13 protein-coding genes are annotated in these 12,893 nt (G+C 62.8%); 10 read left to right on the forward strand and 3 right to left on the reverse strand.

The genetic code is table 11. The annotated features are described in order from the left end of the window. Window positions 1–86 precede the first annotated feature (86 nt). The 3 genes from HQK15_RS19010 to HQK15_RS05065 all read left to right on the forward strand — a co-directional run bounded on the left by HQK15_RS19010 (window position 87) and on the right by HQK15_RS05065 (window position 4,692). Complete coding sequence (locus HQK15_RS19010) at window positions 87–1,943, forward strand: DUF7380 domain-containing protein (protein WP_173490301.1); 1,857 nt, start codon at window positions 87–89, stop codon at window positions 1,941–1,943. Between the two features lie 501 nt (window positions 1,944–2,444). Further along, window positions 2,445–3,131, forward strand: coding sequence for a hypothetical protein (locus tag HQK15_RS05060; protein WP_173490302.1), 687 nt, complete (start codon window positions 2,445–2,447; stop codon window positions 3,129–3,131). Between the two features lie 265 nt (window positions 3,132–3,396). Next, window positions 3,397–4,692 carry a Shedu anti-phage system protein SduA domain-containing protein gene (locus tag HQK15_RS05065; RefSeq protein ID WP_173490303.1) on the forward strand — a complete coding sequence of 432 codons (1,296 nt, stop codon included), beginning with the start codon at window positions 3,397–3,399 and terminating at the stop codon, window positions 4,690–4,692. 41 nt (window positions 4,693–4,733) lie between these two features. Here the strand turns inward: HQK15_RS05065 and HQK15_RS05070 are convergent, their stop codons facing one another. The 3 genes from HQK15_RS05070 to HQK15_RS05080 form a co-directional block, all read right to left on the reverse strand. Continuing rightward, window positions 4,734–5,240, reverse strand: coding sequence for a hypothetical protein (locus tag HQK15_RS05070; protein WP_173490304.1), 507 nt, complete (start codon window positions 5,238–5,240; stop codon window positions 4,734–4,736). Between the two features lie 199 nt (window positions 5,241–5,439). Beyond that, window positions 5,440–6,531, reverse strand: a complete 1,092-nt coding sequence (locus HQK15_RS19015; protein ID WP_173490305.1) for a site-specific integrase — start codon at window positions 6,529–6,531, stop codon at window positions 5,440–5,442. 111 nt (window positions 6,532–6,642) lie between these two features. Further along, window positions 6,643–6,837 carry a helix-turn-helix transcriptional regulator gene (locus HQK15_RS05080; RefSeq protein WP_173490306.1) on the reverse strand — a complete coding sequence of 65 codons (195 nt, stop codon included), beginning with the start codon at window positions 6,835–6,837 and terminating at the stop codon, window positions 6,643–6,645. A gap of 173 nt (window positions 6,838–7,010) precedes the next feature. Between HQK15_RS05080 and HQK15_RS05085 the strand changes: the two genes are divergently transcribed. The 7 genes from HQK15_RS05085 to HQK15_RS05115 all read left to right on the forward strand — a co-directional run bounded on the left by HQK15_RS05085 (window position 7,011) and on the right by HQK15_RS05115 (window position 12,857). Further along, entirely contained in the window at window positions 7,011–7,508 is a 498-nt protein-coding gene (locus tag HQK15_RS05085) for a helix-turn-helix domain-containing protein (protein ID WP_173490307.1), read from the forward strand. Continuing rightward, window positions 7,505–8,050, forward strand: a complete 546-nt coding sequence (locus HQK15_RS05090) for a DUF6036 family nucleotidyltransferase (protein ID WP_173490308.1) — start codon at window positions 7,505–7,507, stop codon at window positions 8,048–8,050. Before HQK15_RS05085 ends, HQK15_RS05090 begins: the two co-directional genes overlap by 4 nt. Before the next feature lie 511 nt (window positions 8,051–8,561). Next, complete coding sequence (locus tag HQK15_RS05095; RefSeq protein ID WP_173490309.1) at window positions 8,562–8,921, forward strand: hypothetical protein; 360 nt, start codon at window positions 8,562–8,564, stop codon at window positions 8,919–8,921. Window positions 8,922–8,950: 29 nt separating this feature from the next. Then, window positions 8,951–9,232 carry a hypothetical protein gene (locus tag HQK15_RS05100; protein WP_173490310.1) on the forward strand — a complete coding sequence of 94 codons (282 nt, stop codon included), beginning with the start codon at window positions 8,951–8,953 and terminating at the stop codon, window positions 9,230–9,232. Between the two features lie 609 nt (window positions 9,233–9,841). Further along, window positions 9,842–10,498, forward strand: a complete 657-nt coding sequence (locus HQK15_RS05105) for a transglutaminase-like domain-containing protein (protein ID WP_367649060.1) — start codon at window positions 9,842–9,844, stop codon at window positions 10,496–10,498. Next, window positions 10,495–12,024, forward strand: a complete 1,530-nt coding sequence (locus tag HQK15_RS05110) for an aldehyde dehydrogenase family protein (protein ID WP_173490312.1) — start codon at window positions 10,495–10,497, stop codon at window positions 12,022–12,024. Before HQK15_RS05105 ends, HQK15_RS05110 begins: the two co-directional genes overlap by 4 nt. After that, window positions 12,021–12,857, forward strand: a complete 837-nt coding sequence (locus tag HQK15_RS05115; RefSeq protein WP_173490313.1) for an SDR family oxidoreductase — start codon at window positions 12,021–12,023, stop codon at window positions 12,855–12,857. Before HQK15_RS05110 ends, HQK15_RS05115 begins: the two co-directional genes overlap by 4 nt. The last annotated feature ends 36 nt before the right edge of the window (window positions 12,858–12,893 follow it).

Consider the following 12,893-nt stretch of genomic DNA (forward strand, 5'->3'; position numbering starts at 1 on the left):
TGGGGCTTCTAGGCGGGTCCTTTCAGCACAAGCCGCGCTGCCGCAGCCAGCCAGTGGGGCACTGACATTCTCATTTAGGAGAGCTCGTGGGCGCTGACCAGAACGAACAAGAGTCGCCGCCCGATACGCCGACGATGGAAGACGTCCGGGCAAGTGGGTGGGAAGAAGTCATCGCATCTGTCGACCACGATGATCCTGACTTGGCGAACCTCGGAATGGCGTTCTGGCAGGCTGCGGAAGTCGCCGATGAACCCACTACGAGCCGGGTATTTGAACTGTTCGCCCTCGCAGCGTCGGCCACCCTAGACGCCGAAAGCTGGAACGAACCGTTCAAGCCGTTCATGACAATGGCCGGGAAGCGATCAGTCATCCCAAGTGACCTGCACCCGATCGAGGTTGCGTTCCTTGGCGAAGCAGCCGGATTAGTGGCAGGCGCCCCTGCCCTGCAAGCACGCCTGTACGACATCGCTTGGACACACGGTTCGCCGCGCCGTATCGAACACGCTTTAAGAGCTATAGAGGCGTACACCGGCGAGCCGCTTACTAACGACGCATGGATTGGTGATGCTGAGGAGGCTTGGCGACGGGCTATATTTCTAAGCCGCCGGCTAGGAAAAGCCACTGCAACCCAGCTAGCGGGCATTGAGGCCACGGTCGTCGACACCCTTCTCAGCTCCTCGGCCTCTGATGGTTTCCTCGCCGTGTGGCTAAGCGATCTGCTCGAACACTTCGGTCTGGCACGTGGCTCGGCCATCAAGATCGCGGCACACCTGCGAGCACTAGCGGATCTCGACCGTGCTGCCGACGATCATCATCGCAGCCAAGAGGAGTATCGCGCTGCTGCGAGGTGGTTCGAACGCGGTGACGAGAACGACCGAGCGTACGCATGCGCAGCTGACCTCGCCGAGTCATACGTCGCTCAGGCCGACAACCCTCGCAGCAGCGCGAATGTGTCCAATATCGTGGCAAGCAGTCACCTGGAAAAGGCTGTCGCAACCCTTCGATCACTTCCAAAGGATTACCGAACCGCGCAATCGCTCGACAAACGGCTCGAACATCTCCAGCAACGACTTCGGCAGTCCCGCAAGGATTCACTCAGGGAGATGGCGCGGATTGAGTCCGACCCCATCGATATTAGTGCCTACGTGCAGAGCGCGAAGCAACTCGTGTCTGGGCACGAACTGCCCGAGGCGCTGCTTCGGTTCGCGCTTGTCCTTCCACTCGTAGACGTACAGTCGCTGCGCGAAAACACCATCGATGCAATGAGGACGTTCCGCCTCTCCAGTCTATTCGGAGGAGCGACCCTGTCAGCCGATGGTCGAAAGGTCGCCGCCACGCCGGGAGGCACGTTTTCCGCCGACGACAACGCAGCGATCTTCAACCGGATGGTCCGCGATCATCAGAGCACTGCGGGGCTCGGCGCTCAGGCGCGAATCATTCCGGCGCTAGACGTCCTCAAGACTGAACACTGCATCAGCCGAGAGGTCGTGCGACAGATCTGTGGCGAGTCCCCGGTCATCCCACCGGATCGAAGCAACCTGTGGGCTGCCGGTCTGTTCGCCGGCTTTGACGGTGACTACGCGACCGCTTTGCACATTTTGGTCCCGCAATTGGAAGCCCTCATCCGCGCCCATCTCAACGATCAGGGTGTTTCGACTCTGCTTTTCGGCGAAAACGGAGTTGAGACCGAAAAGAGCCTAGGTCCATTGCTTGCACTCGAGGAGACGGCGGCGATATTTACGCCGTCGTTCCGGTTCGAATTGCAGGCACTCTTGACCGAGAGTCACGGCCCAAATTTGCGCAACTCTGTCGCGCATGGGCAAATGACTGACGAAACATCTTGGACCACTGTGACTCTGTACGTTTGGTGGTTGATGCTCAGGCTCTGCTACCTGCCGTTCTGGAACATGCATTCGGATCAAGCTCCCGTCGGCAAAGAATGACGGCCTGCCAGCGCATGAACCTCTGCCGCACCCCTAATTAGGGTCCTGGTCGTATGAAACCGCGTCGGCGGGCACCGACTGTCGGCTCCGGCCTCTAGGCTCCAATCTGTGCGATCGAACGCTCAGGTCCTGTGGGTTCCTCTGCGTTCGAACGCGCACTCTCTCGTCGCCGGCGCTCCCATCGCGTCGCTGAGGCGCCGTCTCAAACAAGCGGCAATCTTCTACGAGGAAATACTTCTCGAGAGCGGCGCACTCAGCATCACGGCCGGTCCAGGTGGCTGGATTGAGATGCCGCTTCCCAACGACCAGAAAAGTTCGTTCCAGAGTCCAAGGCACCGGCATGTCGCGGGTGGGCAGCGGTTTCGCGTTAGTTTCGGACCCGAGTCCGAAGTCGGTGTACCCGCACGAGAATTGCAACAGTTCATCAACTCCGAAACATCTATCATTTGGTTCCCCACACTCGCGCCATTCGCTGCTGAGTTGCCATCCACGGTGGACTGGATGAAGTTCGTCACGACTGAGCGGTCATCAGAGGTCAAGACCATTGCCGACGAGTGGCGACGCCGCGACGGCCGCAACGAGGCGTTGCGCCAGATGATTCCGCAGACTTTCGTTCGAGAAGTGGTCGTCAGGCACGCGGATACCGACCTCGCGGTCGCCGCGCAAGCCGGGGTTTCCGTAATGCAGGATTCGCGGCACCAGGCCGTGCTTCAAGCACGGTTCGAGGTGAACTCGCCGTGGTTCGCCACCGGCTTTGCACTCCCGATCCTGCTGCTGGCAGTTGGACATCTCGACTGGGAGACTGTTGCGGCCATCCGGTCACATAAGTCAATTAAGGATCTCCGCCGAATCCTTCGCGAAATCGAAGCGACTGCCCTCGAGGAGGCTCAGGGTGGCGACGTGGAGCGCGCAGTGAGGCAAGCGATGGAGAGCTACCTCATCCGGGCAAATGGGAGGGTGGAGAGCCTCGGATCCGTTCCGAAGCATGCTGTTGTCGACTTCGGCGTCGGCTCGATGACAGGCGTGCTGACCGCCGGATTCGTCGGTCCAGCGGCGATCTTGGGCGGGGCTGCTCTGGGTGCAGGGATAACCGCCACACGTGCAACCGTCGCCGCCATCAAAGGAAAGCGGAACAGAGGCTGGATGTCGGCTTACACCGAGCTCCGCGCCGCTGCGAGCGTGAACTGAGCCGCTTCCGTTGCGCCATGCCGGACTTTGAATGCCGGGAACTTGGCCCGCTCAACCATTGCACAACAACGTCACCCAATTGACCGAGTCGCATATGCCGAACCGCCGCAGGTTCCGCTCTCCAGCGATACCGCCTGGGCGCGTACGCCGCTGGGGCCTGTGCGCTGCTGATGACGAGGCCCGTGGTGCGTAATTGCGCCGCGACACGTGCTGGCCGTTGGGCGCGCGTGCGGGAAATGACCTTTGACGGGCCTACGCTCCCGATATGGAGCTTGATCTCGAGTGGGATCGCCAGATCTGGTGGCGTCGAGGAGCGCCCCAACGGCTCTGCGGTATCTCGGTGTTCTACGACTTCGCTTGGCTTGACGTATTCGCGGATGAGCGCACCCACTTCAGGCACGGGCAGAGGCTCGCTGAGGGCGTGCAGGAGCGCTGTCCGGAAGGCCTTGAGGCGGCGTTGCTCCTCACTCGACGCACTGACGTCGCGCAAGGCCTCCGAACCACCCCAAACCACTTCATTTATGTGCTCAACATTGACGAATGGTTGGCTGCCGAAGACGACTTCTCATTGGCCTATCTCGCTACGCACTTGTCGGTCGAGCCCGAGGATCTCAGCCAGTACGCGGATCTCAGCCTGATCGGGGACCCGGCCGAGGTCAGCAAGGTTCTCGACCAACAACTGACAGTCGATCGTGTCGCTGAGTGGTTGCAGCAGGATGGAGAACGTATCGAGCGCCTGGCGGGCCTCGTGGATTTCCGGCTCGCCGCGCCAACCGACGTTGATCACGCTTTGGATGTAATAGAAGCGCTGGGCGACCTCGACGAGCGCCAGATCCAGAAGCTAGTTGATTTCGTATCACGTCTCACCGACGCGGATCAACGAGCGGCGCTCATCCGGGGTGCGACGACTGACCAGCCCGGGCGCGCGGCTGCCGCAGTCGTGCTGCACGAAAGAGTCGCCGAGCGTGTCGCCGATGCCGGCCGAGACCTCGAGGCGTATCGCACGCTCCTGAACAACCCCTTGGCCAGCGAAACCAACATGCAAGACTTCCTCGCCACTCACCCGCTCCTCTTTGGGCTCGAGTACGCCAGCATCCGGCCGCAACAATCCGGCCCTAGCGGCTCGATGGACTTCCTCCTCGAGCGCTTTGACGGCTACAACGACGTGGTTGAATTGAAAGGCCCAAACGAGCCTATCCTCCGCTCTCGCCAGCAAACGCCGGGCTCAGCCGTCCCGACTCCGCATCACTACCGTCTGGGGAAGGAACTCGCTCACGCACTTCCCCAGGCACTTGCATACCGTGATCGCCTAAGTCGCCATCCCGGCGCGGCCGAGGAGTTTCATGGGATCCGAAATGCGCGGGAGCCGAGACTTCTCATCATCCTGGGCCGACAGTCAGCCCTTGCCGATCACGAGCGTCTGGTCTTGCTGGAGCTCAATCGTTCCCTGCACCGTGCTGAGGTCGTGCCCTACGACGTCATCGCCCAGCGGGCCGAAGTAACGCTCACCAACATCTCGTCCTACTTGGGTTTAACCGAAGGCTCAGAACAACCAACGTGAGGCCTCCTGAGCCCGACCTGTTGAGACAGGCACGCAGTTCGTTAGATCATCCGGATGCTGTGATGACAGTTCGGGCCGGAGGGAACTGAGAAGGCACGTCGATCGCCCGGAGGGGGGTGATAACGGACTCGGTGACCAGCGAGCACGTCACAGACTGGGATCTCCTGATCTTCCCAGGCGGAGCATTCCGAGCGTGGAACGTAGGCTTCGTCCGCGCGATAGACCATGCACATGTCGGCTCCACGGGACTGCAGCACCGTGGCCACGCCACGGATGTACGCGATATTGAACTCACCGAGCGTGAGCTTCTGAATCGCGTCGGGTTTGTTGTACTCGACCAGCTTCCCTTGCCGGAGAAGATGAGGGTCCCAAAAGGATGAGTCTGTCATTTGGGAGCGAAGCCACTCGTCGTCGTGCGCCTCGAGAGCTTGAGGCATGACGACTTTGAATGCGTTCCATCCGGCCTCGGTGAGCTGTTTTCCGTAGCACGCATCGACAGTCCAGTGGCTCTCGAATTCCGCGAGCTCATCAAGCCACAGAGACTTCATCGTCCGCCGTACGTCAGCATCGTCTAGATGGTGATAGTTCATTCCCACCGCACGTCCACCTCCAGGAGCGACTGACATGGGCTCGACAACTCGATGGTATTCCTGCTCGGGCCACGCTGGGTAGGGACTACGAACATGCTTTCGCGTTTGCCGACGCGCCTTGATTGGAACTTTCGTCAAAGTGGCTTCGAGGTTGTTTTCACGGCTCGAGGGCTCGAAGAGCCGCTTGGTTCATGGCAACCGCAACTGCGTCAAGGTCGTCCTCAAAGAGGTCGGCATACACGTCAAGAGTCATCGCGGCCGACTTGTGGCCGAGCATCCGTTGGACTGCCTTGGCGTTCGCGCCGGATGAGATGGCCAGCGACGCTGCTGTGTGGCGGAGGTCGTGGGGCGTGACGCGGGGGATGCCTGCGCGGCGTACGGCGCCGGCGAACCAGCCGCCGGATGAGCCGTCGGTACGGGTGCGGCGGCGGACCCCGCCGTCGGGTCCGGGGAAGAGGAGCCTGTCGGGCGGCTTGCCGGCGCTGGCCTTCTCGATGACGGGGTCGAGCATCTGGATGTAGGGGACGGACCGGCGTTCGTGGTTCTTGGGTGAGCCGACGTGGATCTGGGTGCCGACCTCGACGGCGTTGCGTTCGATCGAGAGGCGGCGTCGGTTGGTGTCGACGTCGCGCACGCGGAGCGCGATCATCTCGCCCCAGCGGATGCCGGTGTACGCGAGTACCAGGACGACCCCGGCGGAGTCGCCGGCCTCGCGAGCGAGGCGGTCGACCTGGTGGTGGTTGAGGTAGACGCGTCCGCGCATCTCCTTGCGCTTGGTCTTCACGCCCTTGGCCGGGTTAGCGATGATGCGGCGGTCGTCGACGGCGTCGTCGAGGATCGATGAAAGGACGCCGTAGGCGCGCTTGACCGTGGTGGCCGAGCGGTTCTTGCCGAGGGTTGCAACCCAGTCTTGAATGATCGTGCGGCTGATGTCGGTGACCCGGACGTCGCGCCAGCGCGGCTCGACGTGGACTCGCCAGCCGACCTCGAGCGCGAGCAACGACGACGGTTTCAGGTGGGCGCTCTGGCGTACGAGCCACGGTGGTCCGAGCTCGCCGATCGTCGCTTGGCCGGCTTGGTGAGAGACGTACTCGCCGCGGTACTTCTGGACCTCGACCGATGCCGCGTACTCCTGTGCCTCGCGCTTGGTCTTGAAGCCGCGCTTCTTGGTCTGCTTGCGGTCAGGGGTGCGGTAGCGGACTTGGTAGCGCTTGCCAGTGGTCGTCTCGTACGACTCGATCGTCGCCACGGGTCACCTCCTTCTGTGACTGGCCTATCGCCGAACCGGCGTCCGCCGTTATCGAGGTCGGGCTGGGTGTGGAGAACCTCGGTCAGGGAGGTCGCCTGTGGATGGCGGTGCTCACGTTTGGGAGCGGCGGTGCTCGGTCAGCCAGGTCTGCACGTCGGACAGCGCGTACCGGACGCGCGTGCCGACCTTGACGTATTGCGGGCCGGTTCCGAGGTAGCGCATCTGGGCCAGCTGGCCGGTGGTCACCGAGAGCATCGCGGCGAGGTCGTCCGGTGCAACGAGCCGCTCCATCATCTGGTCAGTCATTTCAGTCCTCCGTATACATGGGCATCACGCTTATTCACGGCCGTTCTTCCGGCGTTGGTGGCGGGGGAACGTTCGAACTTTCGGGGGAACGTCGGTAGGTAACGTTCACCGCGCGGGAGGGCGAGGCGTTCGCAGGGTTTGGCCGTGTTGTGTTTGTTGTGTTTAATAGTGGTATGGAGTCGGTGCTATTGAAGACGGGCGAGGTCGCCGAGATGCTCGGCGTCTCGCGTCAGCACGTCGTGAACCTGGCTGACCGCGGCGACGTCGCGTCCGTCAGGGTGGGCTCGCACCGGCGCATTCCTCGCTCCGAGGTCGACCGGCTCAGGGGCTACGCGCAGCTCTCTTCTGAGCGGCTCAAGTCCCTTCGCCTGCACCAGGCGTTGATCGCCGATCTGCTTGTTGATCCTGAAGGTGTCATCAGCAAGGCGCGCAGCAACATCGAGCGTTGGCTGCCCGAGCAGCGAGTCGACGGCATGACCGCCGCCTACCTGCGGGATTGGGAATCGGTCCTGGTCGGCGGCGTGGATCAGATCATCCATGTCATCACCTCGCTCGATGAGCGATCGGCTGATCTGCGTGAGAACTCGCCGTTCGCCGGTGTCATGTCACCCGAGCGCCGTACGAAGATCCTGCGAACGATCCGCGAGCAGCAGGCGGCAGCGCTCCGGTGAACCGCACTCAGCTCGCTCACGTGTTGCGTAGTGCGTCCCGCATCGCGAACGACCGTGATGTGCTGGTGGTCGGCTCGCAAGCGATCCTCGGATCTCGTGACGAGGACGAACTGCCAGCAGAGGCGACCGCCTCGATGGAGGCCGACATCGCGTTCCTCGACGATGTAGACCGCGCCAAGGCCGACGAGGTCGAAGGTGGCATCGGTGAGTTCTCGGCGTTCCATGAGCAGTTCGGCTACTACGCCGAGGGAGTCCACGTCGACACGGTGACGCTCCCGTCGGGCTGGGCGGAACGGCTGCTCAGGCCCGAGCTGCCCGATTCGGAGCCAGCGCAGGCGGCGTTTCTCGAGCCGCACGATCTGGTGGCGTCCAAACTGGTGGCTGGGCGCATGAAGGACCTGGCATTTGCCGGTGCGCTCGTTCGCGCCGGCCTGATCGATCTGGACGTTCTTGTCGAGCGGATCCTTGCGCTCCCGGACGAGACACAGCAATCCGTCATTGACCGCTTGATCGGCTGGGTCGAGTCGCAGCGAACGCCGTAGGCCTGAGGCGTTACCGGAGAGCCACACACCTGGTGCACTGCCGGACAGAGGTTGCGTCCGTACGAAACGTTCGCTCACCACCGAGACCTCGTGGGCGGGTTGAGCGCGTGGATCAGACCGACCAGTGCTGTCCGCGTGGACTCCCACTTCGGGTCCGCGCGGAGTGATCCATCTCGTGCTCGTTCGGTCAGCGCGAGAATCATCCGCCGGCAACCGACCGGTGATGCGATGGCGCGGTCCACGCACTCGGCAGTGGTGTGCTCGCGAGTCTCGATACGTTCCACGACCTCGACGGCAATCGCGCCTCGAGCTGCCGCTCGACGTTCCTCGTACGCAGCTCGTCGGCACTCCTGGGAGCACCAGATCGGCGGCCGCCCCGTCGGCTTGCGCCCGACGGGCTCGCCGCAGCGCGGGCAGGTTGCCTCTGTGTCGGTCGTCTGCTCGTTGGGATTGTTCATGCGTCCGAAGGTCTTTCGTACGGACGCAAGTGGTCACCGGCGGTGCATGAGGTGTGTGGCAGTTCGTCGGTGAGCGGCCGACCGGGATGTCGCTGAGGGTGTGGGTGTCGGCGATGACAACGGCGCGCGCATCTGACAAGCGGGTCGAGGACTTGTCGAAGCGGACCGAGACGACGCGCACGTTCGCGAACCCTGACGGAACGTTGACCGATGAGCAGTTCGGTGCCTCGGTGCGGGTGATGGATGAGACCGATGGCACCTGGCAGGACGTCGACAGTGACCTGACCCGGCAGGCTGACGGGTCGTGGGTGCCGAAGGTTTCGCCGGTAGATGTTCGGATCAATGGCGGCGGTGCGCAGGAAGCGTCGCAACCTACGAGTTGTCGGAGTCGGCTGGCCTGCTGGTCACGCTGACCGGTGAGGGGCTGACGACGCGCATCCGTATGAACGAGCAGCCCGCTGCGGACGATCCTGTGCACACGTTGGGTCTTCGCGCCGATGGTTTAGGTGTTGACGAGCTGGGTAACGGGAGCCTGGAGATCGCCGCCGGCGGCGACACGGTCGCCAAGACCTCGACATTGGTGGCGTGGGACGTCGCGACCACTGACGCCGGTGAACCAGTCAGCGTGGTGGCGCTGGAGAGCAACCTCGAGGAGCCGCGCTGTCCTTGCCACGCTGACCGCCCAGGGCAAGATCCGGCGGGACTATGGCTCCTTCGGTCCTGATGCCGTCGTCCGTGAACTGAGCAACCTTTCCCCGCAGCCCTGGGAGGTCGATTCGTGACCCCCGAGGAGGCGGCTCGCCACCGCTATTAGGAAGGTGGTCGATCAAGGGGCCCCTTGTGGGTGGCAGCTCTGGCCGACTTGCCCTGGCCGATGCTCGCCCTGGCCGATGCGGCCAACGAAGATTGAGCTCGTCATTACTTGGCGCAGAAATAGCGTTGATCGCCCCGCGGTTGCGGGGTGAGCCGCATCGATCGCTGCAAGACAGTGATGATACAGAAACATCTAGTCTGTTGTTTCGTTGACAAAAACGGCAAAGTGTCTCAGGATGGGGAGCGTGGTAGCGCTTGGGAATCGAGTCGTCGCAAAGGGGCTTCCGGTGGCGGATCTGGGGTTGCCCAGCCCCTCGTTGCCTCGCCCGGGGGCTACGGAAGCCTGGCGCCTGACACGGTGGGGAGTGCCCAGCTGCCTTGGGACTCGCAGCATGCATCTGAACCGGGCTCGGCGTCAGGCCTTGACATCAGGGTCGCAGAGCGGCTTGGTCTGTCGGTGAGTCCGACGCACGGAGCACTCCTTGGCGCAACCGAGTTCCTTGACACCGAACACGAAGCAGTGCGCGACTTCGTCACGACCGCGGTCGTAGGTGCGAACACCGATCGCGAAAAGGCGGTGCGACTGTTCACCGCTGTCCGAGATCAAATTTGGTACGACCCTTACCAGGTGTCAGACGATCCCGCTCATTACCGAGCGAGTCATGTCGTGAAGACTGGGCGTGCCTATTGCGTTCCCAAGGCGGTGCTGCTGACTGCGGCCTGCCGCTCGGCCGGTATTCCGGCGCGCCTGGGTTTCGCTGATGTGCGCAACCATCTTCAGACCGATTCGCTGCGTGAGTTGATGAGCGGGTCAGATCTCTTCGTCTTCCACGGTTACAGCTCCCTGTACATCGACGGACAATGGGTCAAGGCCACCCCGGCATTCAACCGCGAGTTGTGTGCTCGATTTGGAGTGCCACCCGTTGAGTTCGACGGCGAGAACGACGCGCTGATGCACGCATTTACCCCTGACGGCACCCAGCACATGGAGTACGTACGAGACCGTGGCGTCTTCGACGACCTGCCGTTGACCGAGATCCTGACGGAACTCCAACTTCACTACGGACTGCTGATGGGGGCCTCGATCCCCGCGGTCTCCGATGCCTTCACCGACGTGCTCAGCGCCGAACATGCCGAAAACACTCGAACAACGCCCTCGACGTCGGAGATCCCATGACCATTGCGAGCATTGCGGCAGCCCTGGACGTCCGCAACCCGTCAGATGGACGTTCGGTCGCGACCGTCAAGGTGAACGATCGCGAGTCGGTGAACGCCATCGCGGGTGGGCTCCGAGTTGCGCAAGGTGCGTGGGCAGAAACGGCCCCCCGCGAGAGAGCGAGATGGATGCATCGCTGGCGCGACTGGATCCTGGCACACACTGACGAGCTCACTGACCTGTTGCAGGCCGAGACTGGCAAGGTCCGCCCCGACGCACTGGTGGAGACGACAGCGTCATGCGAGTTCATCACCTACTACGCCGATCACGCGGAGCAGTTCCTCGCCGACAATAAAGTGAAGTCGTCTGGTCTTCTGAGCCTACCGAAGCGACTGTCCACGTCCTACCACCCCTACCCGCTGGTGGGACTGATCACGCCGTGGAACTTCCCGATCACCCTCTTCCTTATGGACGCCGCCCCGGCACTCGCCGCCGGGTGTGCAGTCCTGGCCAAGTCGTCCGAGGAGACCCCCTTGACGTGCGCGCGCGTCGTCGAGGGCTGGAATGAGATCGGGGCACCTCCGGTTCTTGCCCACGTCGTCGGTGCCGGCAGCACGGGAGCAGCTGTGGTCGATGCCGTTGACTACGTGCAATTCACGGGCTCAACGGCTACTGGTCGCGCGGTCGCAATCCGTTGCGCGGAGCTTCTCAAACCGCTGAGCCTGGAATTGGGCGGAAAAGACCCGGCAATAGTGCTCGAGGACGCCGACTTGCCGCGGGCGGTGGAGGGCATCGCGTGGGGCGGCCTCTTCAACGCCGGCCAGGTCTGTATCTCGGTCGAACGCGTGTACGTCGTCGCCGAGATCTACGACGATTTCGTGGCTCGACTCACCCAGCGCGTGCAGTCCCTGTCTCAGGGGTCGGGGCTAGGCAATGACGTGGGGGCAATGGTCACCGAGAATCAGGTCGACATCGCAGATCGTCATGTCAGCGAGGCCGTTCTCGCCGGAGCGCGCGTCGCGGCTGGCGGAACGCGCGGTGCTTTGGGCAACTACTACGCTCCGACGATACTCGTCGATGTCGATCACACGATGGCGTGCATGACCGAAGAGACGTTCGGCCCGACCATTCCGGTGATGCGTGTTGCCGACGAAGATGAGGCCATCCGGTTGGCCAACGACTCGACGTACGGTCTGTCTGCAACGGTCTGGACCCGCGACCACGCGCGAGCGCGACGTGTCGCGCGGCGACTGCAGGCGGGCGCGGTCAACATCAACGACGTCTTCAGCAACCTCTTCGCCACAACGTTGCCCCACAGCGGTTGGAAGTCGTCAGGGATCGGTGCGCGGTTAGGTGGCGCACAGGGGATGCGCAAATACTGCCGCGTCCAAGCCGTGACGGAGCCGCGCGTGCCTGTACTGGCGCGTGAAGTCACCTGGTATCCGTACACCTCCCGGCGTACGGCCATCGCTGGACGGGTGTTGCGAGTGGCAGCTGGTCGCGGTGTGAAGCAACGACTCGGACTGAACAAGGAGCAGAGCAGATGACGAACAGCAGCACACGAACCATGCCCAAGACAGTGGCGATCACTGGAGGGGCTCGTGGGATCGGGTATCAAACCGCCAAGGAGTTGATCCGCCGTGGCCACCGTGTCGCCATCGGTGATGTCGACGAAGTTCGGGCCAAGGAGGCCGCTGACGAGCTCGGGGTGACAGTGGTGACCCACCTCGACGTGACCGATCCCGAATCATTCCGGGCCTTCTTGGACCTGGTCGAGGCCGAGCTCGGTCCTCTCGACGTGCTGATCAACAACGCCGGCATCATGCCCACCGGGTACGCGCATGAAGAGGAAGACGCAATCACTCGCCGGCAGGTCGAGATCAACATCCTCGGTGTCATCTTTGGGACCAAGCTTGCGCTCCAGCGGATGCTGCCGCGGCGTACAGGTCACATCATCAACACTGCCTCGTTGGCTGGCGAGCTTGCCGTCCCAGGCTTGGCGACGTACTGCGCCACCAAGTTCGCGGTGATCGGTTTCACGGAGGCAGCGCGCCAGGAGTACCGCAAGTCGGGAGTTCAGCTCTCCACGGTTCGGCCAACCTTCACCAACACCGAGCTCGTCGCGGGCACCGCTGGGGCGAAGGGGCTCCGGAACGCTGAGCCGGAGGAGATCGGACGAGCCACGGCAGATCTGATCGAGCACCCTCGACCATTCGTGCGCGTCACGCGGCTCGCTGGTGGCGTGATCGCGGCCATGAAGTTCGTTCCAGGCCGGCTCGCAACGGGCCTCGGCTCGGCACTTGGCGCTGACTCAGTGTTCCTCACCGATGTCGACATCGGCGCCCGCCAGACCTACTTGGACCGAATCAGAGACAACTGACCTCCGGATCTCCGCCAACCCTGCCATCGCTCGAAG

The organism is Aeromicrobium stalagmiti, assembly GCF_013283745.1.
Taxonomy (GTDB): Bacteria; Actinomycetota; Actinomycetes; order Propionibacteriales; family Nocardioidaceae; genus Aeromicrobium; species Aeromicrobium stalagmiti.